The following is a 26,480-nucleotide window of genomic DNA, read 5'->3' as shown; positions in this document are numbered from 1 at the left end:
CGTGGCTGAAACTGGCACAACGTGCGCACGGGGGCGCGCACCCCGCGCTTCCCGGCACGCGTTCTTCGGCGTCGTTGCGCTGCTCTTCGCCGCGAGCGCGGCGGTGACGGTCGTCCGGTGCGCGGCGATGTCGGCGATGGGCGAAATGCCGATGCCCGGCGGCTGGACGATGTCGATGACGTGGATGCGGATGTGCGGACAGACATGGCCCGGCGTTGCGACGTCGTTCCTCGGCATGTGGGCCGTGATGACGGTCGCGATGATGCTGCCGTCTCTCGCGCCCATGTTGTGGCGCTATCGCGAGGCCGTCGTCAGGACCGGCGAGGCGCGCCTCGCCCGGCTGACCACGCTGGTGGGCGCGGGTTACTTCTCCGTGTGGATGGCATCCGGAATCGCCGCCTTTCCGGTGGGCGTCGCGCTGGCGCAGCTGGAGATGCAACTGCCCGCGCTCTCGCGTGCGGTTCCGGTCGTGGCCGGTGCGATCGTCGTCGCGGCCGGTGCGTTCCAGTTCACTGCATGGAAGGCGCGTCACCTTGCCTGCTGTCGCGAGACGCCGCGGCGCGGACGTACGCTGCCGGCGGACGCCGCCACCGCGTGGCGACACGGCGTGCGGCTCGGCCTGCACTGCAGTTACTGCTGCGCGGGACTGACGGCGGCCCTCTTCGTCATCGGGGTGATGGATCTGCGCGCGATGGCAGTCGTGACGGTGGCGACCATCGTCGAACGTCTCGGCCGGTCCGGCGAGCGGGCAATGCGAGCCGTCGGGGTCATTTTTGTCGCGGCGGGGTTGCTGCTCGTCATCCGGGCAGTCGTGGCGGGATGACGGATCCCGCATGCGCGCGGCGCGTCCGTTTCCGGGGTGACGAATTCACGCTTTCACCCAGGGGTCGCGATACGGGCCGCGGACACCCAGGCCGCACGCGTCTTACTTCGACAGATGCAGCTTTTTCGAAAGCACGATATCGCGCTGCGGGCTGACCAGCCAGATGGCGTGAACCGTCGCGTGCAACGTCGAGGTTCGCGTGGTGATATCGGTGGGTTCGTCGATGCTCGGATCGCTGTGTTCGCGCTCCTCGGTCAGATACGGCGGCGTGATGCTGCACTTCAGCACGATCGCGAAGTCTCCCGTCGTTTCGGCGAAGAGCGCCTGCGAGAGTACAACGTGTCCTTTGACGCTGGTCTCGTGTTTCTCACCGATCTTCAGTTCGATGAGGTCGATGTGCTGGACGTACCCTTTGGCCTTCGCCTCGGGCGCCACCACGAGGTGTCGGCCACGGGGTCCGGTGACGGTCTTCTGCAGCTGGATCAGGCCAGGAACGTCGTCGCCGGCGAGGTCCACGTCGACCGTTAGCCGGTGCGCATTCGACCGGTACAGTATTCCGTAGGACACGGGGATAACGAAGGTCAGTTCGCGATCGAGCCCGGCCTTCGCCAGATCCATGTCATGCGGCGCTCCGCTGACGGGGACGTGAGCCAGGCTCCGTACGCGGTCGCTCAACGAGGGTGATTCGGCCATGAGGCGCAGTTTTACGAGGGCGTCTCTTACGGCAACCGGATCGTCGCCGACGAAGTGCTGCGTCGATGGCGCGCCGGCAGAGGCGGACAATTCAGCGGGCGGCGAATGGCCGGTAGCGGCTGGCTCCGTCGCATTTTCAGCGTGCGCGAGCGACGACACGCAGACGAGCACGCACGTCGCGATTGAACGAACCAGCATGGATTTCAGATCAGCCACACGACACCTCTCCAGGACCCGGCCAGTCTAGCGCAACGCCGTGAACGATGATCCGCCCGCCGCCTCGCGAAGACATACACCGCCATCGATATGGCGCCCGCACGGCCATACGCGGCTGCCGTAACGCATGGCATAATCCGCACGGAATTGTCACCAGATCGCCGGGCGCACCTTGAGTCGCTTCTATCAGAAGATTGGCAGCCTGCTGGGATTGCTTGCAATCCTGATGACTACGCTTGCCCCGACGATCTCGCACACGCTCGCGGCAAACCGCGACAGTGCCGTGATACCGCAGGCGTATTGCGGCGTGCCTTCGACGCAATACGTGGCGCCGGACGACAACGCCGGCCAGCATCATCATCCATTGATATCGGATGGGCAGGATTGCGGCTATTGCGGCCTGCTTGCACACATGCCCGTGATACCCAGTGTGACGGCGCTGTTCGCCGTCACGGTCCGTGCCGTCCAGCATCGCGTCGCCACGCGTTTCGAGAGTGTTCGCCGCGTTGAGTCGCTCACCTCCGCCCAGCCTCGCGCCCCGCCCGTTTTGTCCTGATTCGAATATCGCCCGCGCGATGCACTGGTTGTATCGCGCCGCCGGCATGCGTCTGCCTGAAAAATGACACGCGCCGGAATTGCCACGATCCGATCACAGGACAAGTCATGCACATCCTCTCAACGCGCCGCGGAAAACCGCTGCTCGCCACAACACTCGTTTCGGCGCTCTACGGCGCCGTTCTGTTCACGCCGTGCGCCGCCCGCGCCCACGCGATCGCGGGCGACCGCGTCTTTCCTTCGACGATGGCCGTCGACGACCCCGGCGTCGGGGATGAGGCAAATCTTCAGTTCGGGCACATGCGCGTTCCCGGCGACAACGGCGACCAGAGCGTCAATACCTTCGCCTTCGAATACGACAAGCTGGTCACGTCACGCCTTGCCGTGTCGGTCGGCGGCACGTACGCGATGCAGAGCAACCCGACGGCCCACGGCTTCGACAACTTCGACGTGGGCCTGAAGTACCTGCTGTACGTCAACGAGGCGCATGAATTCATGACGTCGGTCGGCGTCAGGGCCGAACTCGGTGGAACCGGCAGCCACGCGATTGCACGCAGTTTCTCGACGGTTTCGCCGACGATCTTCGCCGGCAAGGGCTTCGGCGACCTGCCCGATTCGCTCGCGTACCTGCGTCCGGTCGCGATCACCGGCGAGGCCGGTCCTTCGCTGACGACGGGCGCCGGACAGCCCAACGCGTTCAACTATGGCTTCACCGTGCAGTACAGCCTCCCGTATCTGCAGCAGCATGTGCATGACATCGGGTTGCCGCAACCGTTCGCGAGCATCATCCCGCTTGTCGAGATTCCGCTTTCGAGAAGCCAGGGGCAGACGACGGGGACCGTCAATCCAGGCTTCATCTGGATCAACCGCTACGGGCAGTTCGGCGTCGAGGCGCAGATTCCGGTCAACCGGGCGAGCGGCTCGCACGTGGGCATTCTGGTCCAGGCTCACATCTTTTTCGACGACGTCGCACCGACGACGATCGGCAAACCGCTGTTCCAGTAAAGGAGTCGACGATGCATCAGCACTCAGCAATCCGGCGTCAGGCCAGGGCAGGCGCAGCGCTTCTGATCGCGGGATTCGTTTTCGCCAGCGCCGCTTTCGCACACGTGTTTCCACAACATCAGGAGCCCGGTGCGGGCGCGACGGTCGCCTCGCCCGCAACCGTCAAGATCACGTTCGACGGGCCGCTCGAACCGGCGTTCAGTTCGCTGACGATCACCGATGCCGCCGGCAAGCAGATGAACACGGCGAAGGCAACGGTCGACGCGCATCAGCCCGCGATCATTACCGTTGCGTTGCCCGCCCTGGCGGCTGGGCACTACACCGTGCATTGGGTCGCCGTGGCGTCCGATGGGCACCGGACGCACGGCGACTACACGTTCGACGTGAAATAGCATGCAACAGGCGTTCGATCCGCTTGTCGTCGCCCAGATCGTGCTGGCCGCCGGCGCCGACATCGCGTTTGCTTTTGCGATGGGCGCGGTGCTCATTGGTGCCGGCTCCGGCGGTTCGGAGCGGCTTCGTATCGTGCGGATGGCGCTTGCGGCGTGGATCGTCGTAGAGACGCTTTATCTGCCGTTGCAGGCAAGCGCGATGTCCGGCAGCACACTCGCCGACGCGTTACCCGCGATTCCGCTTGTCATCGCGCACTCCCATTTCGGGCTGATGTGGCTGATCGGCATGGCTGCCGGCATCACCGCATTGCTCGCGACGATTGCGCCACGGCCGGCTCACCGGCACGCGGTCTGGACCGACGTGCTCCAGGCCGCGCTGGTCGTCGTCGCGTTTGCCCATGCCGCGTCGACGCACGCAGCCGATGCGGGGGATTTTTCAGCTGCCGAGCTGGTGCATATGGTCCATCTGCTGGCGACCGCGGGATGGGCGGGCGTCGTCATCACGGCGGCCTGGCCGCTGCGCCGGATACTGACGGCCGAGCCGGACGCCGCTGCGAACATGACGCGACTGTCCAACGTGGCGACGTGTACCTTCCTGATCGCGATCGCGACGGGTCTCATGAACGCGTACCGTGGGCTGGGCGGAACACTCGCGCCGCTGACCAGCAGTCTCTGGGGCCAATTGCTGGAAGCCAAGGTGATTATCGTGACTGTTGCGATAGCCATCGGGGCCATCAATCGCTTCGTCCATCTCAGACACATGCGCGCCGGCAATCCGGCTGCCCTGCCTGCGTTCATGCGACTGCTCACGATGGAGGCCGTCCTGCTGGTGCTCGCGCTGGCCGTCGCCGCGACACTCGGTCACAGCATCCCCGCGGCGACCGGTTAACCGCCATTTGCGGATGCCCCGAAAGCGTAGGACCGCATCCGGCGTTGCCATTGCCATTGCCATTGCCACTGCCACTACCATCGCCTGGCGACTGGCCGCTTCAATCCCTCGGAGGCTGGAATCGATGGACGTGCGATGTTAGACTGCTGCGCGTCTTTTACGCTCACCATCATGACACTACGCCCGCGCAACCGGATGACCGCATGGCTTGGCCTGATCGCCATGTGGCTCATCGTGTTCGCGCCGGTTGTCAGCCAGGTGCTGGCAGCGGAACGCGCGAACGAGCCGGTCGCGGCGCTGTGCTCGGCGCTTCAGCCGCAAGGCTTGACGCAACTGCATCAAGCGAGCCCCGCGCCTGTTCACCTGAGCCATGACGATGCGTTCGGCGCCTGCGGTTATTGCCATCTGCTCGAGCATCACGTGGCGGTACCTGGCGTCGCGTCGCTCGCGCCGGTCGCGTCGTTCGAGATCGCACGCGCCGCGCCGCCCGTACTCTCCACACGCTTCACGCCGCTCGGTGCGTTTCCGTCCGGGCGTCCAAGAGATCCCCCCGTCATTTCCTGATCGCCGCTGATTTCGATCGCGAGACCCAACGCGCGGATTAACCGCGTTCGCGATCGTTCGTCCAACGCATCAAGGAAATGCTCATGTTCAACTTCGCATGGCGAAGACTGTCCGTGGTCGCTTGCGCCAACGCGCATCGCCGCGCGCGTCACGTCACACTCGGCCTGTTGCCGCTCTCTTTCATTCCATCGATCGCGCATGCGGGCGACGCCGTCGCCGACACGACGCTGCCCACGGTCACCGTCAGCGCCGCAGCAAGCGGTGGCGGCGCGGCACAGCCCGCAGTCGATCCCAATCTGCCAGGTTCGGTCGAGACCGTCACGCGCGCGCAGTTCGAGAACTGGAACGTCACCAATACGGAAGACGTGCTGAAGTACATGCCGAATCTTGCGGTGCGCAAGCGCTTCATCGGCGACCTGAACTCGATCATCGCCGTGCGCGGCACCAGCAATACGCAAAGCGCGCGCGGGCTCGTCTATGCCGACGGCCTGCTGCTGAGCAACCTGCTTGGCAATAACTACTCGTTTCCACCGCGCTGGTCGATGGTGTTCCCGGAAGACATCCAGCAGGTCGACGTGATCTACGGCCCGTTTTCGGCGCTGTACCCGGGCAATTCGCTCGGCGCCACGGTGCTGATCAGCACCCGCATGCCGAAGAAGTTCGAAGCCGACGCGGACGTCAAGGCGTTCACGCAGCATTTCAGTCTGTTCGGCGTCAACCAGAATTTCAACGGCAGTGAAGCGAGCGCGTCGATCGGTGACCGGATCGGCAAATTTTCGTATCTGCTTGGCGTGAATCACCTGGAAAACACGAGCCAGCCGCTTCAATTCGCGACGCTCGCGAAGTCCGGCACGCCCGCGAAGGCCGGCGACACGCCCGTCACCGGCGCCTATTTCTACAACAACCAGACGAACGCGCCGACCGCCGTGCTCGGCGTCAATGGCGAGGGCATCGAGCATACGGTCCAGGACCAGTTCAAGCTGAAGATGCAGTACGACTTCACGCCGACGCTGCAAGCCGGTTTCACGCTCGGCTACTGGCACCAGACGTACAACAGCGCGACCTCGACGTTCCTGCGCGACGCGAACGGCAACCCCGTCTACAGCGGCAAGGTCGACATCGGCGGCTACGAGTACACGATCCCGGCCGCCGCGCTTGCACCGAGCCTCGGACAGAGCGAGAACTGGCTGTATGGCGTCTCGCTGAAAACGCGCAATGAGACCGGCTGGAACGGCGAGGCAATCGCGTCGTACTACGACATCAGCAACAGCGTCGCGCGCACCGCGAATTCGGGAATCCCTGGCAACGGCGCGGGCACCGTGATTTTCGGCGACGGCACCGGCTGGAAGACGCTCGACCTCAGAACCACCTACACACCGGCCTCGCCGCAGGCGGGGCTCGCGAATCACTGGCTGAGCTTCGGCTATCACTACGACAACTACTTCCTCGACAGCGAGAGCTACAACACGTTGAACTGGCGCGACGGAGCGGCCACGACTTTTGCGAACGCGTTCAGGGGCAAGACGCAAACGCAGGCTGTGTACGCGCAGGACGCGTGGCGTTTCCTGCCGCGCTGGAAGTTCGTCTACGGCGTGCGCTATGAGGACTGGCAGGCGTATGACGGTTCGCAGGCATCGTCCGCCACGACGATCCCTTTAGCCGACGTACACCAGCATCACTTCTCGCCGAAGGCCTCGCTATCGTTCGACGTCACCGACGACCTGACCTTGCGCGCATCGATCGGCCGCGCGTATCGCTTTCCGACCGTCGGCGAACTGTTTCAGGGGCAAATCAACGGCTCCGCGATCGTCAACAACAATCCCAACCTGAAGCCCGAAGACGATCTGTCAAAGGAACTGACGGCCGAATGGGCGCACTGGAACGGACTGTTCCGCTTCTCGCTGTTCCAGGACGATGTCAGGAACACGATTTTCAGCCAGACCGATACGACCGTGATCCCGAACGTGACGAACTTCCAGAACATCGGCAAGGTGCGCTCGCGTGGCGTCGAAACCAGCTATCAGGGGCAGGACGTGTTCGTGCATGGGCTCGATCTGCTGGCGAGCGTGGCCTGGACCCAATCGAAGATCATCGAGAATGCGCAGAATCCGGCCAGCGTCGGCAAGTATTTTTATCGCATCCCGCTGTGGCGCGCGACCGTCGCCACGACGTATCACATCGACGAACGCTCGGCAGTGACGCTTGCGGCGCGTTATTCAGGCCGTCAATACAACACGCTGACCAATACGGACACGAATCCGGACGTGTTCGGCGGCACGAGCTCGTACATCGTCGCGGACGCCAAATTCACCTTCAGGCCAACGAAGCTGAGTGAAATCGGCATCGGCGTCGACAACCTGTTCGATGAACGTTACTTCGTCTACCACCCGTATCCGGGCCGCACGTTCTACGTCGAAGCGAAGCTGCGCATGTGAACGCCTGCGCGGCTTCAGGTAGCCCCTTGCGCCGCGCTGCTCGAAATGAACGATCAATGACTTGTACCCAGGAGGATTGAATGTCCACCACGACGGCTCAACACACAGCTTCATCCGTCAGCACGGCAAGCGCCGGCTACCGGACGCTATGGCGCTGGCACTTTTACGCGGGACTTTTCGTGATGCCGTTTCTGGTGATCCTAGCGATCACCGGCACGCTGTATTGCTTCCAGCCGCAAATCGAGCCGCTGCTTTACCCGCACCGGCTGGTTGTCGAACCACAGGCCACGCCACGACTCAACCAGGACGCGCTGCTCGCGAAGGCGCGCACGGCGATGCCGGCCGATGCCGTGGCCGTGACCGCTGCGATCACGACGACGCCCGATCGCAGCGCCGAATTCGTCTTCCGTCTTCGCGATGGCGACAGACAAAGCGTCTATGTGAATCCCTACAGCGGCGAAATTCTGGGCACGCTGAGCGTCGAGCGCCGCTTCATGCAGGTGGACCGCATGCTGCATCGCAAGCTGCTGCTCGGCAAGCCCGGCGAGTTGCTGATGGAACTGGCCGCATGCTGGACGCTGGTGATGATCGGCACTGGCGTCGCGCTCTGGTGGCCGCGCGAGAAGACGACCCTGCGCGCCGCACTGCGCCCGCGTTTCACACTGAAGGGCCGACCGCTATGGAAGAACCTGCACGCAGTGATGGGCGCCTGGCTCGCGCTCGGCGCGGTGGCGTTCGTGCTGACCGGTCTGCCGTGGTCCGGGTCGTGGGGCAAGCAGTTCAAGGCGCTTGCAACCCGTGCGAACCTGGGTGCGCCGGCCGGCTCATGGGGCGGCCTGCCGTTGCGCTCCGCGCTGCCCGGCGATCATGCGGAACACGCCGGGCACACACATGCAGCGCCCGACGCATCGGGGTCGAAGATGGAATCGATGCCCGGCATGGTGATGGACGACCTGCCGCTGCCTTCCACGCCATGGGCGGTCGGCAACGTGAAGGTGCCGGCGTCCACCGAACGTAACGGGACGCAGGCGCTGTCGCTCGATCGCGTGGTGATGCGGGTGGCGTCGCTCGGCGTGACGGGTGGCTACGACATCGCGCTGCCGACGTCGCCCACCGGCGTCTATACGGTCTCGTACTTCCCCGCCGACCCGAAAGCCGAGCGCACGATCTATGTCGACCAGTACAGCGGAGCGGTGCTGAAAGACATCCGCTACGGCGACTACGGCGCGGTTTCGCAGGCGGTGTCATACGGCACGTCGCTGCACATGGGGCGCTATTTCGGTGTCGCCAATCAGATCCTGTGCGCGGCGATCTCACTGGGACTTGCCGGCATGGCGATAACCGGTTGCGTGATGTGGTGGATGCGCCGCCCGCAGCGCCTGCCTGGCGCGCCGTCGCGCGAGCGCGCGGCGCCGCCGATGCGCGGCTGGAAAACCGGCCTCGTGCTGCTCGGCATGGTGTTTCCGTTGATGGGCGCGACGCTGCTGGCGGTCTGGTTCGCCGACAGGATGCTTTTCCGCGGCGCACAGGAATTCGCATCCTGAGTCAGCAGGCTGCCGCCGTTCGCGCGCAATCGCGGCAAGCGACGCGTGACGGAACGGTGAATGGGTTGCGAGCGTCGGGTAGAACGGACACCTGCGGCAAGCGATGCCGTGCATTCACGTCGTGCGGCAACAGTTCACGCTGGAATGAGATTGCCACGCCCGCTCTTTTCCGTGCGAATCCGCCCCTGATTTTCCTGTCTGGCGCTTCCCGGCCGAAAGCTGGGGCTGAGCGCGCCACCGCGTTTGCCCATGAAGAACGCTTTGAGACCTACCCTTTCTTCTGTACGCTATCTCGACAGGCTGGCCGCTGATCAGCCCACTGCGGAAGAATCCACGTGACCGGCCCGGCCGCCCGGCGCTTGCGCGCCGGCGCGGCGTTCGCTGGTGGAACCGTCTGACCGGGAAGGAGGCATTCATGGAATCGTCTTCAGGTCCGCAAGCCGGCGCCAGGGCCGGCCACGTCGAGGAAATCCCCCACAGGTCGATGGCCAGGCTGGCGCTGGCCGCCATCGGCATCGTGTTCGGCGACATCGGCACCAGTCCGCTCTACACCATGAGCACGGTGTTCGACGCGAGCCACGGGCTGACGCTCACCCGCGCCAATGTGCTGGGGGTGGTGTCGCTCATCATCTGGTCGCTCGTGATCGTGGTGTCGCTGAAATACGTGACCCTGATCATGCGCGCCCACAACCACGGCGAGGGCGGCATCATGGCGCTGCTGGCGCTGGCCTCCAGTTCGGTGATGGACCGGCCCCGCCTGCGCAGCGGGCTGCTGCTCGCCGGTGTGTTCGGCGCTGCGCTGTTCTACGGCGACGGCGTCATCACGCCGGCCATCTCGGTGCTCAGCGCGGTGGAAGGGCTGCAGGTGGCGGAGCCGCAGCTCAAGCCGTTCGTGGTATCGATCGCGCTGGTCGTGCTGATCGCCCTGTTCCTGATGCAGCGGCACGGCACGGCCGGCATCGGCGCGGTGTTCGGGCCGGTGATGGTGCTGTGGTTCGGCGTGATCGCGGTGTCGGGACTGCTCAACATCGGCCGCGCGCCGGCCATCCTGGCCGCTTTCAACCCGTTCGTGGGCCTCGAATTCCTGATACGCAACCGCTGGGTGGCCTTTGTCTCGCTCGGCGCGGTGGTGCTGGCGCTGACCGGCGCCGAGGCGCTCTATGCCGACATGGGCCACTTCGGCGCGCCGCCGATCCGGCTGTCATGGTTCGCCCTGGTGCTACCCGCGCTGGCGCTCAACTACCTGGGCCAGGGCGCGCTGCTGCTGTCGGACGCGAGCGCCGTGGACAGCCCCTTCTTTCACCTCTTCCCTTCGGTGACGCTGTTCCCGATGGTGCTGCTGGCCACGGTGGCGACCGTGATCGCGTCGCAGGCGGTGATCAGCGGCGCGTTTTCCATGACCCGGCAGGCCATGCAACTCGGCTTCATGCCGCGCATGGGCATCGTCTACACCTCGGAAAGCGAGGTCGGCCAGATCTACGTGCCCGCCATCAACTGGCTGCTGCTGATCGCCGTGGTGGGCGCCGTGCTGGGTTTCGGTTCCTCCACGGCGCTGGGTTCGGCCTACGGCATCGCGGTCACCGGCACCATGATGATCACCACCTTCCTCACGTTTTACGTGGTGCGCTACGCGTGGCACTACAACTGGTTGTTGTGCGTGCTCGCCACCGGCTTTTTCTTCGTCATCGACTTCGCGTTCTTCTCGGCGAACCTGCTCAAGTTCGTGGATGGCGGCTGGTTCCCGCTGCTGCTGGGCGCCATCATGTTCACCGTCATGTCCACCTGGCACCGCGGCCGTGCATTGATGATCGAGGAGGCCAGCATCCATGCCGGCGCGCTGCCGCTGCCCAGGTACCTGGGCAGCCTGTTCGCGAAGGAACCGATACGCGTACCCGGCACCGCCGTGTTCCTGACCATCGACCCCAACACCGTGCCGCACGCGCTGATCAACAATCTGGCGCACAACCACGTGCTGCACGAGCGTGTGCTGTTCATGCACGTGGCGAATCTGGATGTGCCCTATGTGCCGCGCGAAGAGCGCGTGACGATCACGTCGCTGGGGCACGACTGCTACACCATCATCGTGGCGTACGGTTTCAAGGACGAGGCCAGCCTGCCGCAGGCGCTGCGCGACTGCGAGCCGAAGGGCCTCGCGGTCGATCCGGCGCAGGTGTCCTATTTCCTCAGTCATGCCACCGTGGTGGCGACCGGAGGCAAGGGCATGCCGGTGTGGCGCGAGCGATTGTTCAGCGTGATGGCGCACAACATCGGCAACCCTGCGGCTTATTTCAAGCTAACCGCGAACCGGGTGATCGAACTGGGTTCGCGCGTCGAAATATGAGGTGAATTCTTCACCGTGATTCGCGCACTTCGAGCCGATGACACCGACGCATGACCTCGGACAGTTGAACCCCGAGGTCATCAAGGCTCGGCCTGCTGGCGAACCCCACGTATTTCGGAGCGTGGGGGTTTGTCCTTTCGGGCGTGAGCGGGAAGCATGCGCGTGCCCTTTGCATGAAGCAGTACACGGCGAGGAGATATCGAAGCGCAGGAATCCCGACAACCATGGTTTCTCAGCGCAGCGAAGCGACCCTGCATTTTTGTCCCGGCGACAGGACAGCGCGCTTCTCACGAAAGAAAGCCGAGGCCCGCGCCAAGGACGCCGGCTACGCAGACCACTGCCGCGATGCCGCAGACAAGCCACAAGTAAGCTCCGCGAAGCCGATGCTGGCGAGGCAGCGCGGCGACGCCAAGCGCGATGAGCAAGCCAATCACAAGTGGCAGCATCAACGCGTTGACCACCTGCGCGGCGACGTTCAGCGAAACGAGGTTCGGCGCCAGCCAGACGACATAAGCGCTACCGGCAACGGTCGCCACATACACCCCGTAGAACCACGGCGCGCTTGCGGGCCGGTCTTCGAGCGAGCGCCGGTATCCGGCCACTTCACCCAGCCCCCACGCCAGGGACAGCGAGCAGACAATGGCCGCCACCATCGACGCGCCAAGAACACCTGCACTGAAAAGGATGCGTCCAGCGTGGGGGCCCACCACGGTTGCAAGGGCGACACTGATCTCGCCCACGCTTTGCAGGGCGTGTTGTCCACCATGTCCCGATAGCGTTGCCGCCGCCGCGACAAGAACCGCCCCCGTCAGTAGCTGCGTGAGGACCGCACCAACGGCCGTTTCGACCCGGGCCGCCGTGTAGTCTCGCGCAGTGAGTTTTTTGTCCGCTACCGCCGCCTGCTGATAGAAGACCATCCATGGATTGAACGTCGCGCCGATCAGCGCAGCCGCAAGGTATCCAGACTGACGCATGCCGGGCTGGAGGCGAGTCATGTGCCGGAACAGGTCGTGGATGTCCGGATGCGCCTTCCACGCCACGACGAAAAACGTCAACTCGAAGGCCCCAAAGGCGATTGCGGCCTTGTCCACGCGTTTATGCGAACCGGTGAGCACGACAGCTATCAGGGCAACGACGGCAAGCGGCAAACTGACGGACCGTGAGACACCATACATCTCGCCTACGCCGGCGACGCCCGTGAACTCCGTCACAAGCGAGCCGAGCACGGCAATGACCAGCCCGGCGGCCGATACCCATGCCCACAGCGGGCCGAAGTTCGAGCGGATGAGTTCGCCGTGGCCTTGTCCGGTGAAAATGCCAAGCCGGACGGTGAGCTCCTGGACCATGTAAAGCAGGGGAATGAGCGCGAGAAGCACCACCAGAAGATGAAGCCCCCATTGCGCGCCGGCCTGCGCCGCCGTTACGACGTTCCCGGCATCGCAGTCAGCGAGCATGACAAGCAGTCCAGGTCCCCATAAAGCGACCCAGCGCAGATGGGGCGAGACCTTTGGTTTGGGCAGCGAGGAACCAGCCATGCGTTCTGAAAGAAAGTGAAAGGGGTATCCGGTGACGGACAGGCGCGTGCAAGGTGCCGTCGACACGCATGCGGCATCGAAGCCGTCACCGCTGCCGCGCTTGCCGGCGCGGACGGCGCACGAACTGTATCGCCTCGATGATTCCGGGGTATGACCGCACTCGCATCGCGTACGAAATTGTACGGCGCGAATGATCCGCGCTATTGTTGCCGCTCACCCTTCTCACGAGGCAAATCATGGTCCCTGGTTCCGACGTTCACCTGGTTCCGGCGAAACTCGCCGCGTTGCGTCCCACACAGATGACGGTGGGTTACCGCGAGGTCACCGAAAAGCGCGACCACTGGAAAACACTCGGCAAGAAGGCGCGCGGCGAGGCCATTGCCGCGCACTGGTTTCCCGCTGTGCTGGGTCCGGAACAGCGCTATTACATCGTCGACCATCATCACCTTGGGCTCGCGCTATTCGAGGAAGGGGTCAAGGAAGTGAAGGTGATGTTGCTGAAGGATCTGTCGTGGCTGGACAACACGATCTTCTGGCGCATGATGGAGCACAACCAGTGGGTCCATCCGTTCGGTGCAGACGGCTCGAGATACGACTACGAACACCTGCCGAAGATGGTGACCGGGCTCACGGACGATCCCTACAGGAGTCTCGCCGGCGAACTGCGCCGGGTGGGCGGCTTCGCAAAGGACGCGACGCCCTTCAGCGAATTCCTGTGGGCCGATTTTCTGCGCCCGCGGATACCGGATAGCCGGATCAGCAAAAGCTTTGCGAAGGCACTCGATCAGGCGAAGACCCTGGCGCACACGCCCGAGGCCCGGTATCTGCCCGGCTGGTCCGGAATGACGGACAGCCGTTGACGCGTCAACCCTTCGACTGATGCATCGGCAAGACCAGCCGGCAGCCGCCGGCTGGAGTTGACTAGCTTTGCCAGGCCGGCCCCTCGGGAAAGCGATACTGATCGAGCGAAGCCGCATGCATCTCGATGCTATAGCCGGGACGTTGCGGCGGCATGTAACGCCCGTTGCGGATCAGCACTGGATCGACGAAATGCTCATGCAGATGATCCACATATTCGAGCACCCGGTTTTCCAGCGAAGCCGACACGCAGATATAGTCGAAAAGCGAAATGTGCTGCACATACTCGCACAGGCCGACGCCGCCCGCGTGCGGACACACCGGCACGCCGTATTTCGCCGCCATCAGCAGGACGACGATCACCTCGTTCAGGCCGCCGAGGCGGCAGCTATCCACCTGACAAAAGTCGATTGCGTGCGCCTGTAGCAGTTGCTTGAACATCACGCGGTTATGGCAATGCTCGCCCGTCGCGACGCCAATCGGCCAAAGCCGCTGCCGGATGGCCGCATGGCCAAGAATGTCGTCGGGACTCGTGGGCTCCTCGATCCACCACGGATCGAATTCCGCCAGGCGCCGCATGCTCGCGACCGCTTCATCGACGTCCCACACCTGGTTCGCATCCATCATCAGCTTCAGGTCGACGCCCAGTTCTTCGCGCAGGATGCGGGCCCGGCGCACATCCTCTTCGAGATTGCCCCCTACCTTCTGTTTGAAATGCGTCCAGCCCTCGGCGACGCCTTCACGCGCGAGCCGGCGAATCTTGTCGTCATCGTAGCCGAGCCAGCCGGCCGAGGTCGTATAGGCCGGATAGCCGTGCGCGAGCATTTCCGCTTCGCGCTCGCGCCGGGTCGGCGCATGGCGGCGCAACATCGCGATGGCTTCATGGGGTGTGATTGCATCGGTCACATAGCGGAAGTCGAGACACCCCACGAGTTTTTCCGGACTCATGTCGACGAGCAGCTTCCACACCGGCTTGCCTTCCGCTTTGGCCCACAGGTCCCACGCGGCATTCACGACGGCGGCCGTCGCCAGATGAATGGCGCCTTTGTCCGGGCCGATCCAGCGCAACTGGCTATCTGAAGTCAACGCGTGCCAGAAAGCGCCCATGTTCGCGGCGATATCCTCGAGCGTTCTGCCGACGACCAGCGGCGCGAGCGCCTCTACCGCGCTCACGCAGATTTCGTTGCCCCGCCCGATCGTGAAGGTGAGGCCGTGGCCCGTGAGCGCCTTCGACGAACCGGTTTCGAGCGTCACGTAGGTGGCGGAGTAATCCGGCGCGGCGTTCATCGCATCGGAGCCGTCGAGTGAACGCGAGGTGGGAAACCGGATGTCCCGAACGGACAGCCTGGTGATCGTGGTCATCTTTGCACCCTCCAGGGGCAATGATTGTCGACTTCCGCCCGCCAGCGAAGACGGACCGGCCTCGTGCAAACGATCGCGACATGCGCTCACGAACCGGTAGCGCTCCTGGCGTTCGCCCGCGTTGACAACGCTGAATCCGGCTCCTAGCATGCTAGCATCTTCAATGCAAATCAAGCGCGCCGTGAGCTCTTCATCCGTGGAAGCGAGTGCCGCCGGCAACCCGTATGGTGCGTTGCAAAAGATCAGGAGCGGCGAACGAGGCAGTCTGACCGACGCGGTCGAGGAGACGCTGAGAGAAGCGATCGTGAAGCTGGTGCTGGAACCCGGAATGATGATCGACAAGCTGGCGATCTGCGAACGGATGGGCGTGTCACGCTTTCCGGTTTCCGCCGCGCTGGCGAGGCTTGCGCATGCGGGCCTCGTCGAAGTGTTGCCGCAGCGCGGCACGCGCGTCAAACCCATCTCTCTCGAGGACATCCGTCAGCATCTGTTCATCCGTAGCGCGCTCGAAGTCGAAACGGTGCGCACCGTCGCGCTCATGCATGATCCCGCGACGCTGGAGGCGCTGGCGCTCAATCTCGACCAGCAGCGCGAAGCGGTCACGAGCGGCCAGCGCCTGAGATTTTATGGACTGGATCTGGCCTTTCACGAAATCCTCTTTGACTCGATCAACCAGCCGCGGGTGAAGGAAATCGTCGCGGTGTCGCGCAACGCGCTGGATCGTGCGAGGCGGTTGGTGGCGAGTCCAGAGCGGCTCGTGCATACGCTCGAGGAGCACGAGTGTATTTTCAGGGCCATTCGCAACGGCCACGCCGACATGGCGGCGAACGCGATGCATGAGCATCTCGATCAGGTCGTCGACGAGTTGCACCGGTCCGCGAGCGAAAGGTCGGATCTTTTTGAACCATAGTGACCCGCGCCGGCCGCGACCGGTGGCGGGTAACACCCGAGCGTGCGTGACGTGGACGCCTTTGCGGCGACGCCACACACAATGAGACATGCGTACACGGAACCACTGTTGTGCAGCATCGCAGGATCGCTGCAGACTGGATAAAGGGGCTTCGGCAATGGGTCTGGCTTCTCGTTGCGTCTTCCGTTCTGAATGGCGGCGTACGCCCTGCGCGTTCGCGGCCCGCTTCGTCGATGAGGCCTGTGTGCATCGCGCAATCGTCGTCGTATCCGCACCATGATCCCGCTCGTTTCCGTCAACAGGCTCAGCAAGAGCTTTCCCGGCGTGAGGGCGCTTCATGAGGTCCAGTTCGAGCTCATGGCCGGCGAAGTCCACGCGCTGATGGGCGAGAACGGCGCTGGCAAGTCGACGCTGATGAAAATCCTCGCCGGCGTCTACACCCGGGATTCGGGCGATATTCTCCATGACGGCCAGCCAGTCGAGTTCATGAGCCCCCGCGAGGCGCAGGCCATGGGTGTCGGCATCATTCATCAGGAACTGCAGCTGATGAATCATCTGACCGTCGCGCAGAACATGTTCATCGGCCGCGAGCCGCGAGGACGCCTCGGCCTGTTCCTCGACGAGGACAAGCTCAACGCGCAGGCGCGCGAGATTCTCACCAGCATGCACCTGCGTCTCGACCCGCGCGCGATGGTCGGCTCGCTCACCGTCGCCAGCCAGCAGATGGTCGAGATCGCCAAGGCCCTGTCGTTCGATTCGCGCGTCCTGATCATGGATGAGCCCACCTCCGCGCTGAACGACGCCGAAATCGCCGAGCTCTTTCGCATCATCCGCCAGCAGAGGGATCGGGGCGTCGGCATCATCTACATTTCACACAAGATGGATGAGCTCAAGCAGATTGCCGACCGGGTCACCGTGCTGCGTGACGGCGAATATGTGGCCACCGTCTCCGCCAGGGACACGAGCGTCGAGGCGATCATCGGCATGATGGTCGGCAGAACGCTGACCGACGTCGCGCCTACCCCGCGCACCGCGGACAAGGACACGGGCGAGGTCGCGCTCGAGGTAAAACATCTCACCGCCGGCGCGCTCGTCAAGGACGTGAGCTTCACGCTGCGCAAAGGCGAGATACTGGGCTTTGCCGGCTTGATGGGCGCGGGCCGCACCGAGGTCGCCCGCGCGGTGTTCGGCGCCGATCCGGTCGAATCCGGCGAGATCCTGGTACACGGCGTGAAAGCAGCGATCAGGAAACCGAGCGACGCCGTGGCGCACGGCATCGGCTATCTCTCCGAAGACCGCAAGCGATTTGGCCTCGCGACGGGAATGGACGTCGAGTCGAATATCGTGATGTCCAACCTGCGCAAATTCCTGTCGCTGAACTTTTTCCTGCGCCGCGCGCGCATACGCAGGACAGCGTCTCATTTCATCGATCTGCTCTCCATTCGCACGCCTTCCGCGACGCAGCAGGTCGGGCTTCTCTCCGGCGGGAACCAGCAGAAAGTCGTCATCGCGAAATGGCTCGAGCGCGACTGCGACGTGCTCTTCTTCGACGAGCCGACGCGCGGCATCGACGTCGGCGCCAAGAGCGAAATCTACAAGCTCCTGCGCTCGCTCGCCGGACAGGGCAAGGCGATCGTGATGATCTCGTCGGAACTGCCGGAAATCCTGCGCATGAGCGACCGCATCGTCGTGATGTGCGAGGGCCGCATCACCGGCGAGCTCCCAGCTGTCGACGCGACGCAGGAGCGCATCATGCAACTGGCAACCCAGCGCGAGACCTTAAAAGCAGCGTGAACCTCGAGAGGTAAATTTTATGACACAGCCATCGGACACTTCGACGCTGGCTAATCAGGGACGGTCGTCCGGCTTCAGGGCCCGCATCTTCACGCCGACCGCGCTGCAAAAGCTCCTCGCTTTCGGGAGCCTGATCCTGCTGCTGGCATTTTTCAGCTTCGCGTCGCCTGCTTTCATGCAGATGGACAACATGCTCGGGATTCTGCAGGCGACGGCGGTCAACGGCGTGCTGGCGATCGCCAGTACGTTCGTCATCATCACCGGCGGCATCGATTTGTCCGTCGGCACGCTGATGACCTTCACGGCGGTCATTTGCGGCGTGTTTCTGACCTTCTGGCATTTGCCGATGTGGATCGGCGTCATTGCCGCGCTTGCGACCGGCGCGATCTGCGGAAGCATTTCGGGCACCCTCACGGCGAAAATGAAAATACCGCCGTTCATTGCCACGCTGGGCATGATGCTGCTGCTCAAAGGACTGTCGCTCGTCGTCTCGTCCGACAAGCCGATCTATTTCACCGACACCGAAAACTTCTACATGATCTCGCAGGATTCGCTGATCGGCCATTTTCTGCCGAGCCTGCCCGTTCCGAACGCGGTCCTGATCCTGTTTTTCCTTGCGATCGTGAGTTCGATCGTGCTCAACCGCACGGCGCTCGGCCGCTACACGTTCGCGCTCGGCAGCAACGAAGAAGCGGTGCGCCTTTCCGGCGTGAATGTCGACCGGTGGAAGATCGCCATTTACGGCGTGAGCGGGGCCATTTGCGGCGTCGCCGGACTGCTCATCGCGTCGCGCCTGAATTCGGCCCAGCCGGCGCTAGGCCAGGGCTATGAACTCGAAGCGATCGCCGCCGTCGTCATCGGCGGCACCTCGCTGAGCGGCGGTTCGGGCACGATTCTCGGCACGATCATCGGCGCGTTCATCATGAGCGTGCTGACCAACGGCCTGCGCATCATGTCGGTCGCCCAGGAATGGCAGATCGTGGTGACGGGCCTCATCATCATTCTCGCCGTCTATGCCGATATTTTGCGACGCAGGAAAAGCTGACGCCACACGGGACGAGATCAAGGAAGGGAGCGCCCAGGGCTCCCCCAATGGCTGAAGGTTGATAGCCCACTTTAGGAGGAGATACACCATGTTGAAAAGAAAACTAATCAGTGTCGTGGTCGGTGTCGGCGCGCTCATTGGCGGGACGAGCATCACGCACGCGGCCGATGTCTATATCCCGCTGATCTCGAAAGGGTTCCAGCACCAGTTCTGGCAGGCCGTCAAAGCCGGCGCGGAACAGTCGGCGAAGGAGCACAACGTCAGGATCACCTTCGAGGGTCCGGAAACGGAGGCCATGGTCGACAAGCAGATCGACATGCTCTCGGCCGCGCTCGCCAAGAAACCCCAGGCACTCGGCATCGCCGCGCTCGACAGCAAGGCGGCCATTCCGCTGCTGAGGCGGGCACAGGCCGAAAAAATACCGGTCATCGCCTTCGACTCGGGGGTCGACAGCAACATTCCGCTGACGACGTGTGCAACGGACAACGTTGCCGCGGCCGCGCTCGCCGCCGACAAGATGGCCGAGGCGATCGGCAATTCCGGTGAGGTCGGCCTGATCGTGCATGACCAGACGAGCCGCACCGGCATCGATCGCCGCGACGGCTTCCTGAACGAGATGAAGGCGAAGCATCCGGGCATCAAGATCGTGTCGGTCCAGTATGGCGGCGGCGACCATCTGAAGTCGGCGGAAATCGCCAAAACGATGATCCAGGCGAACCCCAATCTCAAGGGCATTTTCGGCTCGAATGAAGGATCGGCCGAAGGCGCCGCGATCGGCGTCAAGGAATCGGGCAAAAAGCTCGTCCTGATTGGCTACGACTCCGGCAAGGAGCAAAAGGACGACATCACTTCAGGCCTGATGTATGGCGCCATCACGCAGAACCCGATCGGTATCGGCAAATGCGTCGTCGACTCCGCGGTGAAGGCGCTGAAGGGCGAGAAACTGCCGAAGAAAGTCGACACGGGCTTCTACTGGTACGACAAGAGCAACATGAACGATCCCAAGATCACAGCCGTGCTCTATGACTGATGGACGCCGCTCAAGGCGCGATGAAAGAGGAAGAGTCACGACTCTTCCTCTTTTTTTTCTTCCCTGACCCGCCCTGCTGGTTGAACGGACGAATTCGCCGTCTCCAGGCAAACGTTAGCGCACACAAAACGCGCGAATTCGTGTCTTTTTCATGCCGAAGTCTGAAAAGATCCAAGTATTACAAGAAATTACATGTGATATCGTCCTGAACTTTTGGACATTCACTCGCGCATCTTTCGCGACCCAGGCCCGTTTGGCCACAGTTGAAATAACGTCCGGTCATCCCGCGACGACTCCATCCTATGCAAGTCCAAAATTCCCGTCGGTGGGCGCCTCGGGGGGCGCGACGATGGTTTGTCGCACTCGCCGCGCTGTGTCTCGCGAGTGGCGTGCGTCTTCTGTTGCACCCGCTGCTCGGCCCCATCATGCCGGGCACCGCTTTCAGCCTTGCCGCCGTGCTCGTCGAATACTACTTCGGCCTCGCACCCGCGCTGACCGTGATGCTGGCAGGTCTGTGCATCGCCGATTACCTGTTCGTGCCGCCCTACGCAACGTTCGACGTCATTGACCGGCACGACGTACTGTTCGCCGTGTCGTATCCCCTCGTCGCGCTCGTCTTCATTACGCTCATCGAACGGTTAAGACGCGCGCAGTTCCGCGCGCTGCTGATCACGTCTGTCGCGCAGTCGCGTTACGAGATGCTATTGCGCCATGACAACGAGCGCGTGCTGGCGCGCCGCGCCATCGACGAAACGCACAGGTTGCTGCGTCATCTGTCGCAGTATCACAAGACTTTCGTGCTGATCCAGGCGCTCGAGCGTTCGCCCGCGCAGATGAGCGATGGCAACGCCCGCGAAACTGCCGGCGCGGCAACCGGCGCCAGAGCCGTTTCGCTTCCCCCGGCCGAAATCGCACCCGGCCCTCGCTTCGACGATGTTGAGCCGGACGATATTCGCCGTCTCTCGAATGCCCTGTGGCCAGGCCCGCATCGGGTGCGGCTGCGCCGGGGCAGCGCGCGCGCCGCGCATGCGTCGGGCGGCTCGACGGTGGCTGCGGGCGACGGCGCAACAGCGCTTGTCGACTGTATCTGCGAACGATTCACGACGCACGCAGGCGATTTCCTCGTGCTGCGTATCGACGACTGACGGCGGATATCGAACATGAAAACTTCCGTCAAAACGATTTTCAGCGAAGGCGACGAACACGCCGTGCTCCTGCTGCACGGACTATCCAGTTCACCGCTGGAATTGCGCTACCTCGCGCGCATCCTGAATGACGAAGGCTTCACGACGTGCGCGCCCGTGCTCGACGGCTATAGCGCCGGCTCGCCCGAGCAGGCGATGGAGCAATGGCTCGACGCGGCAACGCGTGAATACGATGCGCTCGCCAGACGCTACGAACGGGTGTCGATCTGCGGCCTGTCGATCGGCGCGGCGCTCGCGCTTGCGCTCGTGCATCGCCGCCCGCAGGCGCAAGCCGTGGCGTTGCTGTCGCTCACCCTCGCCTACAACGGCTGGGCGATTCCGTGGTACCGCTTTCTGCTGAACTGGGCGTACTACTCGCCGCTGCGCTCGCGCTACCGCTATCGCGAGTCGAAGCCTTTTGGACTGCGCAACGAAGCGTTGAGAGCAAAGATCGCCCGCGCGATGGAGCGCGACGACTTCAGCGAAGTCGGTCCGTCGACCATCTCGCTCCCTGCATTGCATCAGGCGAGCCGCCTTGCGGCGCGCGTGCAGTCGCAGGTCAGCGCCATCCGTAACGACTGCCTGATCATCCATGCCATCGACGATGAAACGTCAAGCCCGCGCAATGCGCACTTCGTTGCTTCATCGATAGGGTCGACGTTCCTGCGCACGGTCTGGCTCGACGACTCGTATCACATGATCACTTCCGATAACGAGCGCGAGATCGTTGCGCGCGAAACGGCGCTGTTTCTGCGCGAGAGCGAAATGGCAAGCCGCACCGGCGACGCGGGTGGAAAGCCAGTGGTATCGAAGGCGCTCGCGCGCCGCCTGCGCCAGCTCGCGGCGCTGGGCAAAGGGCGTACGTGATGACGAAGTTTTCTCCTGTCGTCGCGGCACGATGCGCCGCGACGGTGGCATTGGCGCTTGCGCTGGCGACTTATGCAATCGGTGCGCAGGCTGGTGCTCAGGCTGACGATACTGCATCCGTTGTGCCCAATAACAGCATTAGCACCCCGCCGGCCAGCAAATGGAAGGTCGCGTTCGGGCCGGGCATGGTCGTCACGCCGGCGTATCCGGGCGCGCGCGATCTGCGTGTCTTTCCGTATCCGGCGCTCGACATCTCCTACGACGACCGGGTCTTCTCGCAAGGCCCCGACGTTCTGGGCCTGAACGTGATACGCAGCGAGGACTACCACGTCGGCGCCGCCTTGAGTTTCGATTTCCAGTCGCGCCAGGAAAAGGACGACCCGCATCTGCGCGGACTCGGCAATGTGGACGGCGGCCCGAAACTGAAGCTTTTCGCCGACTACACGATCTGGATATTCACGGGCTCGGTCGCGATGTATCAGGACATCGCCGGACACGGCCAGGGCAAGACCGCCGTCACCGATCTTTACGCGTCGGTGCCAGTGGGCGGCTGGATGTTCTCGGCAGGACCCGGCTTCACGTGGGCCGACGCGCTCTATACACGCACTTTCTTCGGCGTATCGAGCCAGCAAAGCGCCGCCTCCGGACTGCCCGCCTACAACACCGGCGCGGGTATCCGGGACGTGCATCTGAACGGCTACGTCAGCTACGACTTCTCGAAGCACTGGGTTGGCTCGGTCGCCATGACGGTTGGGCGTTTGCAGCACTATGCCGCGGCGAGTCCGATCACCGTGCGCAGGACTGAAATCAACACGCTCGCGTCCGTCAATTATCGTTTTTGATCACACCTGCAAGGTGGGCGCCCGGTATAGCGGCCGCGTGGCCGTATGACCTTGCCCGCCCGAAGCTGCTCGATACAATGCGCGAGCAGACTCACGCTTCGGGCCGTCGCGAATTCTTCAGCGGCACCCTCGCCGCAAGCTCACCCCATCCGCGAGAAATCCCTTCTGTGATGCCGTGACTGCGCGCGCCGCCTGGGTCCACGCAAACTGGCGGGACGCAGGCCCGCGGTGTGCCGCAACGCCCGTTCGTCATCGTCCGCGGCGTGCGTCGCAACTTCGTTGTCCACTGCTGTGCGAGACGGCTCACCGGCATCACATGACCGGAAAAAATCAGATAACAGTTTGTGCATGCTCAATCCCACGATGGTGAGCCGGATCAGCCGGCCATGGCGACCGGCTCCTGGCGAGGCGCGCCCCGCCGGCCCGATGCGTCACGCGCGCCGGACGTATCGACGACGCTATGAATCAGCTGGTCCATCTCCTTGATGATGTCGGCGAGCACGGTGGTGATCACCGCGAACTCCCTGCCGAACTGCCCTGCCCGGGCCGCCGCGATGCGCGCGTTCAACGCGACGATATTCGCCTGCATCGAGATGTTGCCGAGCTGTTCGGCGATCTCGTTCTGGCGTCGTAGCGAAGCCATCTCGATCCCGCGCATCTCGTGCTGGTAGGCGAGCGTGATCGCCTGCAGCAGTTCGAGCAGCGGCGTGGCCTGCGCGACGAGCGCCCCGGTTTCCTCGCGCGCGCCGGTCGAATCCTGCTCGAGGCTCGCAACGGCGTGATTCACATGCGCGATGAACTGCTGGATGCGTTCGTCAGCCCGATGTGTGCCGAAGTAGAGTTGACGCAGCGCCTCGGAAAACACACCCGGCAGATGATCGTTGCCGCTCACGAGGTCCGCATGCGCCGCCGCGAACGTGGCGAGGCAATCCTTGACGACGGCAAGCGCGTCGCTGTCGCCGTGCGAAGCGAGCAGCACGTGCAGCACGATGCGTTGCGAGAGCATCCGCTGCCGGCCGGACAGGTTGATGAGCTCACCGATCACCTGCCCGGAAACGTCTTCGTGGCGTGTTTGTGTCTGCTGTTTCATTTAGGAAGCGTGAGAGGACCCAGATCCGGAAACCCGTCAACGGACCGCGCGCACCGGCTTTTCGCCGGCGCAAAAAAAAGCGCCCCGAAACGTGCGCGCGACCGGTTGCCCGGTCAGCGCGAATCACGCTTCGGGACGCCGTTGTCCCTGACGACTGCCCGACGACAGGCAGCCAGCAAAAATTCGATGCATCGGAGTCGCCAATGACCCCGGGAGGGGACATGCAATTTCCACGCCACGCACGGCACAACGCACGAGCGAGCCCGGGAGGGCGAGCGGAATCCGGACGTCGCGGATTTGCGCCATGTCTCTCGCAGCGAGGCTGCAAGCGCCTCTGCCGGGTTCGCACGCCGCGCAATCGTCGAGTGGTCGGGTGAAGAAGACGCACGCTGTCCGCTCAGGCGCGAACGCGCGATGCACTTCGTTGAAGACTCAGTAGCTCACCAAATGATCCATATTGGTGCAATCATGCCACGCGTTGCACCATATTTGTGCATTAAGCGCACACCCGAAGCGCCGCCGTCCACGGCATCAAAGCTCGCAAACGATCTTCTTCGCGCGCAGCACCGATGAGGGGCTCATGCTCAATTCGCTGACACCGAGACCGATCAAAAGCGGAATCATCTCCGGCCTCGCGGCCGCCTCACCGCACACGGCAACCGGGATACCCGCGTTTCTAGCCGCTTCGCACACCATGCCGATCGCGCGCAGCACGGCCGGATGATCCGTGCGATAGAGCGACGCCAGATCCGGGTTCATCCGGTCGACAGCCATCACATACTGCGTCAGGTCGTTCGTGCCGATCGAGAAGAAATCGACTTCCTGCGCGAGCAGATCGGCGGTAAGCGCGGCAGCCGGCGTCTCGACCATGATGCCGAGCTTCGGCTGGCCCCACGCGATGCCCTCGCGCGTAAGCGCCTCGGCGCACGTGGCGATCAGCGTCTTCACGCGACGCACCTCGTCGACGTCGTCGATCATCGGGATCATCACCTGCACGTTGCCGAGCGTCGCGGCACGCAGCACCGCGCGCAACTGCGGCATGAACACGTCGGGCCGGTCGAGGCACATCCGCACGCCGCGCCAGCCGAGAAACGGATTGTCTTCCTCGGGGAAGACGATGCCCGGCACCGGCTTGTCGCCGCCCACGTCGAGGGTGCGGATCACGACCGGCCGCGGATGAAACGCCTGCGCGAGCTGCGTGTAGATCGCGGCCTGCTCGTCCTCGTCCGGCATCGTGCGACGGTCCATGAACAGCAGTTCGGTGCGAAAGAGGCCGACGCCCATCGCGCCCGCTTCGCGCGCCGCGTCGATCTCGCCGAGCGAGCCGAGGTTCGCCGCGATCTCGACATGGCGACCGTCGCGCGTGACGGGCTCGACGTCTCGATACACGCTCAACGCCGCGTGGCGGCTCTTTTCCTGCGCGATGCGGGTCGCGAACCCGGCCTCCACGTCCGGCGACGGATCGAGCCACACCTGCCCCTGCGCACCGTCGAGCGCGACGCGTGTCGCGCCCCGCAGCACCGCTTCGTCAACCGGCAGGCCGAGCACCGCCGGAATGCCGTGCGAGCGCGCCATGATCGCGAGATGCGACGTCGCACTGCCCTTCGTGCAGACGAGCCCGACGATATTCGCCACCTGGGCGCGCGCGAAATCGAGCGCGCTCAGGTCGGCCGCGAGCACGACGCACGGCCTCGACAGACAGGCGAGGCTCACGTCTTCCATGCCGAGCAGGCGCAACGCCACCTGACGCGTGATGCCGTGGATATCGTCGGCGCGGCTGCGCAGGTATTCGTCGTCCATCGCGAGAAACGACGCCGCGAGTTCCTCGCCCACCTGCAACGTGGCCGCCGCTGCATCCCAGCCCGACGCGATACGCTGCTTCACCGCGCCGGAAAACTCGTCGCTCTGCGCGACGTCGGCGAGCGCTTCGACGATATCCTCGTGACAGCCCATCGTCTTGAACTGCTGGTCGAGCGCGGCAATCGATCCGGCGAACGCGACGCCAAAGCGGTCGAGTTCAGTGGCAACTTCGTGCGGCTCGATGAACTGCCGCGTCGCCCGAAGCGCTTCGGGCAGATACACGAAGGCCTCGCCGCATGCGAGGCCTTCGCTGGCCGGCACGCCGCGCACGGGCTGCACGGCGCCGGGCGCGACGGGTTCAGCCGACCCGGTGGGTGAACCGTCGAGCGGTGCCGAAGCCTCCTGCGCCTGCGCCGGCTTTGCAGGCTGAACGCCCGCCGACGGCTCGGACAGAAACGCCAGCAACCGGTTCAGCGCCACGCTTTCATCCGAACCGTCGGCGCGCAGCAGGATCTGGTCGTCCTGCTTGATGCCGAGCAGCATCAGCTTCACGGCGCTCTTCGCGTCGGCGCTCGTCGTGCCGCGAAAAATCTGCAGCGAACAGGAAAACTCCTTCGCGAGTTTGGCGAACTGCGTCGCCGGCCGCGCGTGCAGACCTTCGCTCACCTTCACAACGATTTCGGTTTCCAGCATGGCAAGACCTTCC

The 26,480-nt window shown here is 63.8% G+C and carries 22 protein-coding genes and 1 pseudogene; 17 read left to right on the top strand and 6 right to left on the bottom strand.

Translation table 11 applies throughout. From position 1 onward, the window contains the following. Window position 1: 1 nt before the first annotated feature. A complete protein-coding gene (locus tag BLV45_RS02765; RefSeq protein ID WP_245753102.1) occupies window positions 2–823 on the top strand; it encodes a DUF2182 domain-containing protein in 822 nt (273 codons plus the stop codon). A gap of 102 nt (window positions 824–925) precedes the next feature. On the opposite strand, the gene BLV45_RS02760 is transcribed toward BLV45_RS02765, so the two are convergent. Continuing rightward, window positions 926–1,732 carry a hypothetical protein gene (locus tag BLV45_RS02760; RefSeq protein ID WP_245753101.1) on the bottom strand — a complete coding sequence of 269 codons (807 nt, stop codon included), beginning with the start codon at window positions 1,730–1,732 and terminating at the stop codon, window positions 926–928. 172 nt (window positions 1,733–1,904) lie between these two features. On the opposite strand from BLV45_RS02760, the gene BLV45_RS02755 reads away from it, so the two are divergent. From BLV45_RS02755 to BLV45_RS02720, 8 genes are all read left to right on the top strand, one after another. Next, window positions 1,905–2,288, top strand: coding sequence for a DUF2946 domain-containing protein (locus tag BLV45_RS02755; RefSeq protein WP_090528628.1), 384 nt, complete (start codon window positions 1,905–1,907; stop codon window positions 2,286–2,288). 107 nt (window positions 2,289–2,395) lie between these two features. Further along, entirely contained in the window at window positions 2,396–3,292 is an 897-nt protein-coding gene (locus BLV45_RS02750; protein ID WP_090528625.1) for a hypothetical protein, read from the top strand. Between the two features lie 11 nt (window positions 3,293–3,303). After that, window positions 3,304–3,684 (top strand): copper resistance CopC family protein, encoded by a 381-nt coding sequence (locus BLV45_RS02745; protein ID WP_090528622.1) that lies wholly within the window; start codon window positions 3,304–3,306, stop codon window positions 3,682–3,684. Between the two features lies 1 nt (window position 3,685). Further along, a complete protein-coding gene (locus BLV45_RS02740) occupies window positions 3,686–4,573 on the top strand; it encodes a CopD family protein (protein ID WP_090528618.1) in 888 nt (295 codons plus the stop codon). 171 nt (window positions 4,574–4,744) lie between these two features. Beyond that, window positions 4,745–5,137, top strand: a complete 393-nt coding sequence (locus tag BLV45_RS02735; protein ID WP_090530986.1) for a DUF2946 domain-containing protein — start codon at window positions 4,745–4,747, stop codon at window positions 5,135–5,137. Between the two features lie 83 nt (window positions 5,138–5,220). Then, window positions 5,221–7,572 carry a TonB-dependent receptor gene (locus BLV45_RS02730; RefSeq protein WP_090528615.1) on the top strand — a complete coding sequence of 784 codons (2,352 nt, stop codon included), beginning with the start codon at window positions 5,221–5,223 and terminating at the stop codon, window positions 7,570–7,572. Window positions 7,573–7,652: 80 nt separating this feature from the next. Then, on the top strand, window positions 7,653–9,116 hold the full coding sequence (locus tag BLV45_RS02725; RefSeq protein WP_090528612.1) for a PepSY-associated TM helix domain-containing protein: 1,464 nt from the start codon (window positions 7,653–7,655) through the stop codon (window positions 9,114–9,116). Between the two features lie 415 nt (window positions 9,117–9,531). Next, the gene (locus BLV45_RS02720) at window positions 9,532–11,457 is read left to right on the top strand and encodes a potassium transporter Kup (protein WP_245753099.1); all 1,926 of its coding nucleotides are present in this window, start codon (window positions 9,532–9,534) and stop codon (window positions 11,455–11,457) included. 287 nt (window positions 11,458–11,744) lie between these two features. Here BLV45_RS02720 and BLV45_RS02715 read toward each other — a convergent pair whose 3' ends face one another. Further along, window positions 11,745–12,911 carry an NRAMP family divalent metal transporter gene (locus BLV45_RS02715; RefSeq protein ID WP_245753098.1) on the bottom strand — a complete coding sequence of 389 codons (1,167 nt, stop codon included), beginning with the start codon at window positions 12,909–12,911 and terminating at the stop codon, window positions 11,745–11,747. 317 nt (window positions 12,912–13,228) lie between these two features. Here BLV45_RS02715 and BLV45_RS02710 point away from each other — a divergent pair, with 317 nt between their 5' ends. After that, entirely contained in the window at window positions 13,229–13,852 is a 624-nt protein-coding gene (locus BLV45_RS02710; protein ID WP_090528603.1) for a ParB-like protein, read from the top strand. 61 nt (window positions 13,853–13,913) lie between these two features. On the opposite strand, the gene BLV45_RS02705 is transcribed toward BLV45_RS02710, so the two are convergent. Continuing rightward, complete coding sequence (locus tag BLV45_RS02705; protein ID WP_090528600.1) at window positions 13,914–15,212, bottom strand: L-fuconate dehydratase; 1,299 nt, start codon at window positions 15,210–15,212, stop codon at window positions 13,914–13,916. Window positions 15,213–15,360: 148 nt separating this feature from the next. On the opposite strand from BLV45_RS02705, the gene BLV45_RS02700 reads away from it, so the two are divergent. The 7 genes from BLV45_RS02700 (at window position 15,361) to BLV45_RS02670 (ending at window position 22,884) form a co-directional block, all read left to right on the top strand. Then, window positions 15,361–16,122: a GntR family transcriptional regulator gene (locus BLV45_RS02700; RefSeq protein WP_090528596.1), complete on the top strand. Its 762-nt coding sequence runs from the start codon at window positions 15,361–15,363 to the stop codon at window positions 16,120–16,122. Between the two features lie 276 nt (window positions 16,123–16,398). Then, on the top strand, window positions 16,399–17,916 hold the full coding sequence (locus BLV45_RS02695; protein WP_090528592.1) for a sugar ABC transporter ATP-binding protein: 1,518 nt from the start codon (window positions 16,399–16,401) through the stop codon (window positions 17,914–17,916). 19 nt (window positions 17,917–17,935) lie between these two features. Continuing rightward, the gene (locus BLV45_RS02690; RefSeq protein ID WP_090528589.1) at window positions 17,936–18,961 is read left to right on the top strand and encodes an ABC transporter permease; all 1,026 of its coding nucleotides are present in this window, start codon (window positions 17,936–17,938) and stop codon (window positions 18,959–18,961) included. 88 nt (window positions 18,962–19,049) lie between these two features. Next, the gene (locus BLV45_RS02685) at window positions 19,050–19,991 is read left to right on the top strand and encodes an ABC transporter substrate-binding protein (RefSeq protein WP_090528586.1); all 942 of its coding nucleotides are present in this window, start codon (window positions 19,050–19,052) and stop codon (window positions 19,989–19,991) included. A gap of 302 nt (window positions 19,992–20,293) precedes the next feature. Next, complete coding sequence (locus BLV45_RS02680) at window positions 20,294–21,136, top strand: DUF4118 domain-containing protein (protein ID WP_090528583.1); 843 nt, start codon at window positions 20,294–20,296, stop codon at window positions 21,134–21,136. Between the two features lie 15 nt (window positions 21,137–21,151). Further along, entirely contained in the window at window positions 21,152–22,042 is an 891-nt protein-coding gene (locus BLV45_RS02675) for an alpha/beta hydrolase (protein ID WP_090528580.1), read from the top strand. Continuing rightward, a complete protein-coding gene (locus BLV45_RS02670; RefSeq protein WP_090528577.1) occupies window positions 22,042–22,884 on the top strand; it encodes a MipA/OmpV family protein in 843 nt (280 codons plus the stop codon). The genes BLV45_RS02675 and BLV45_RS02670 overlap by 1 nt, the downstream gene beginning before the upstream one ends. On the opposite strand, the pseudogene BLV45_RS28180 reads toward BLV45_RS02670, so the two are convergent. The 3 genes and pseudogenes from BLV45_RS28180 to ptsP all read right to left on the bottom strand — a co-directional run. After that, window positions 22,872–22,997, bottom strand: a pseudogene (locus BLV45_RS28180) (citrate synthase); the annotation flags it as partial. The gene BLV45_RS02670 and the pseudogene BLV45_RS28180 sit on opposite strands and share 13 nt — an antisense overlap. A 263-nt stretch (window positions 22,998–23,260) precedes the next feature. Beyond that, window positions 23,261–23,974: a type IV pili methyl-accepting chemotaxis transducer N-terminal domain-containing protein gene (locus BLV45_RS02665; RefSeq protein ID WP_090528574.1), complete on the bottom strand. Its 714-nt coding sequence runs from the start codon at window positions 23,972–23,974 to the stop codon at window positions 23,261–23,263. 531 nt (window positions 23,975–24,505) lie between these two features. Continuing rightward, the gene (gene ptsP / locus BLV45_RS02660; protein WP_090528571.1) at window positions 24,506–26,467 is read right to left on the bottom strand and encodes a phosphoenolpyruvate--protein phosphotransferase; all 1,962 of its coding nucleotides are present in this window, start codon (window positions 26,465–26,467) and stop codon (window positions 24,506–24,508) included. Window positions 26,468–26,480 lie beyond the last annotated feature (13 nt).

It is taken from the genome of Paraburkholderia sartisoli (assembly GCF_900107685.1).
In the GTDB taxonomy this organism is placed as follows: domain Bacteria; phylum Pseudomonadota; class Gammaproteobacteria; order Burkholderiales; family Burkholderiaceae; genus Paraburkholderia; species Paraburkholderia sartisoli.
This window is presented reverse-complemented; position numbering and strand designations above follow the sequence as displayed.

Bases quoted from the DNA above. Each gene is read 5' to 3' on its own strand.
- BLV45_RS02750 (WP_090528625.1), top strand. From the start codon at position 2,396: ATGCACATCCTCTCAACGCGCCGCGGAAAACCGCTGCTCGCCACAACA.
- BLV45_RS02745 (WP_090528622.1), top strand. From the start codon at position 3,304: ATGCATCAGCACTCAGCAATCCGGCGTCAGGCCAGGGCAGGCGCAGCG.
- BLV45_RS02740 (WP_090528618.1), top strand. From the start codon at position 3,686: ATGCAACAGGCGTTCGATCCGCTTGTCGTCGCCCAGATCGTGCTGGCC.
- BLV45_RS02735 (WP_090530986.1), top strand. From the start codon at position 4,745: ATGACACTACGCCCGCGCAACCGGATGACCGCATGGCTTGGCCTGATC.
- BLV45_RS02730 (WP_090528615.1), top strand. From the start codon at position 5,221: ATGTTCAACTTCGCATGGCGAAGACTGTCCGTGGTCGCTTGCGCCAAC.
- BLV45_RS02725 (WP_090528612.1), top strand. From the start codon at position 7,653: ATGTCCACCACGACGGCTCAACACACAGCTTCATCCGTCAGCACGGCA.
- BLV45_RS02720 (WP_245753099.1), top strand. From the start codon at position 9,532: ATGGAATCGTCTTCAGGTCCGCAAGCCGGCGCCAGGGCCGGCCACGTC.
- BLV45_RS02715 (WP_245753098.1), bottom strand. From the start codon at position 12,911: ATGCTCGCTGACTGCGATGCCGGGAACGTCGTAACGGCGGCGCAGGCC.
- BLV45_RS02710 (WP_090528603.1), top strand. From the start codon at position 13,229: ATGGTCCCTGGTTCCGACGTTCACCTGGTTCCGGCGAAACTCGCCGCG.
- BLV45_RS02705 (WP_090528600.1), bottom strand. From the start codon at position 15,212: ATGACCACGATCACCAGGCTGTCCGTTCGGGACATCCGGTTTCCCACC.
- BLV45_RS02700 (WP_090528596.1), top strand. From the start codon at position 15,361: ATGCTAGCATCTTCAATGCAAATCAAGCGCGCCGTGAGCTCTTCATCC.
- BLV45_RS02695 (WP_090528592.1), top strand. From the start codon at position 16,399: ATGATCCCGCTCGTTTCCGTCAACAGGCTCAGCAAGAGCTTTCCCGGC.
- BLV45_RS02690 (WP_090528589.1), top strand. From the start codon at position 17,936: ATGACACAGCCATCGGACACTTCGACGCTGGCTAATCAGGGACGGTCG.
- BLV45_RS02685 (WP_090528586.1), top strand. From the start codon at position 19,050: ATGTTGAAAAGAAAACTAATCAGTGTCGTGGTCGGTGTCGGCGCGCTC.
- BLV45_RS02680 (WP_090528583.1), top strand. From the start codon at position 20,294: ATGCAAGTCCAAAATTCCCGTCGGTGGGCGCCTCGGGGGGCGCGACGA.
- BLV45_RS02675 (WP_090528580.1), top strand. From the start codon at position 21,152: ATGAAAACTTCCGTCAAAACGATTTTCAGCGAAGGCGACGAACACGCC.
- BLV45_RS02670 (WP_090528577.1), top strand. From the start codon at position 22,042: ATGACGAAGTTTTCTCCTGTCGTCGCGGCACGATGCGCCGCGACGGTG.
- BLV45_RS02665 (WP_090528574.1), bottom strand. From the start codon at position 23,974: ATGAAACAGCAGACACAAACACGCCACGAAGACGTTTCCGGGCAGGTG.
- ptsP (WP_090528571.1), bottom strand. From the start codon at position 26,467: ATGCTGGAAACCGAAATCGTTGTGAAGGTGAGCGAAGGTCTGCACGCG.